At 59.2% G+C, this 1,369-nt stretch carries 1 protein-coding gene; it reads left to right on the plus strand.

Annotated elements, in window-relative coordinates; genetic code table 11:
- Window positions 1-58: 58 nt before the first annotated feature.
- Window positions 59-1,327 carry an IS256 family transposase gene (locus B0G73_RS39935; RefSeq protein ID WP_219907350.1) on the plus strand — a complete coding sequence of 423 codons (1,269 nt, stop codon included), beginning with the start codon at window positions 59-61 and terminating at the stop codon, window positions 1,325-1,327.
- Window positions 1,328-1,369: the final 42 nt, after the last annotated feature.

Consider the following 1,369-nt stretch of genomic DNA (forward strand, 5'->3'; position numbering starts at 1 on the left):
GAGCCTGTCAGATTTTCTGTGTGCCGAGGTCATGAGACGATAACGGAAATAACGTCCTATGACCGAAGCAACCGTGACAAAGAAGAACAGGAACCCGAAGGCACCGAAGCTGTTTCCCGATGAGTTGATCGACCAATTGCTTGCCCAGGTGCAGGGCAAGGATGCTGAGTCGGTCCTGGGCGAATCAGGTCTGGCCGGCCAGCTCAAGAAACGGCTGGCCGAGCGCATGCTCGCGGCCGAGTTGAGCCACCATCTGGAAGCCGAGACCGGGCAAGGCAAGTCCGGCAACCACCGCAACGGCACCAGCCCAAAGACGGTCATCACGCCCAATGGCGAACTGAATCTGGACATTCCGCGTGACCGGCAGGCGACATTCGAGCCGCAGTTGGTGGGCAGGTATCAGCGCCGGCTGCCGGGCTTTGACGATCACGTCATCAGCATGTACGCGCGCGGCATGAGCGTGCGCGAGATTCAGGGCCATTTGCTGGAGCTATATGGCCTACAGGTGTCGCCCGATCTGATTTCGACCGTCACCGACGAGGTGCTGGCCGAAGTCGAACAGTGGCAGCAACGCCCGCTCGAGGCGATGTATCCGATCGTGTATTTCGACGCACTTCGACTGAAGATCCGCGACGAAGGCACGGTCAGGAACAAGGCGGTGTACCTCGCGCTGGGCATTCGGGCCGACGGGCGCAAGGAAGTGCTGGGTTTGTGGATCGAGCAAACCGAAGGTGCCAAGTTCTGGCTGAAGGTCTTCAACGAACTGAAGAACCGCGGCTTGCATGACATTCTGATCGCCGTCGTTGACGGCCTGCGCGGCTTCCCCGAGGCGATCGAAGCGGTGTACCCGGTCGCCCAGATCCAGACCTGCATCGTGCATCTGATCCGCAATTCGCTGAATCTGGCGAGCTGGAAGGACCGTAAGCCGCTGGCTGCGGCGCTCAAGCCGATCTATCAGGCCGCCACCGCCGAAGCCGCTGAGGCGGCGCTGCAAGCCTTCTCGCAAAGCGAATGGGGCAAGAAATTCCCAACGGTCGCCGCGATGTGGCAGCGCCAATGGGAACAGGTCATTCCGTTCTTCGCCTATCCGCCCGAGGTACGCAGAATCATATACACGACAAACGCGATCGAAAGCATGCACATGCAGCTTCGCAAGATCGTCAAGAACCGCGGTCACTTCCCAAGCGACGAAGCCGCCAGCAAATTGCTATACCTGGCCTTGCGCAACATCGAAAAGGACTGGAAGATGCCACCTATCACCTGGCGGCAAGCAGTCAATCAGTTCGCCATTCTGTTCGGCGAGCGGTTCACCAGCGCCATCAACTGAGATTTCTAACCGGCCTCAGCACACAAGATTTCTGACACGTCC

The organism is Paraburkholderia sp. BL25I1N1, from assembly GCF_003002025.1.
Lineage (GTDB): Bacteria > Pseudomonadota > Gammaproteobacteria > Burkholderiales > Burkholderiaceae > Paraburkholderia.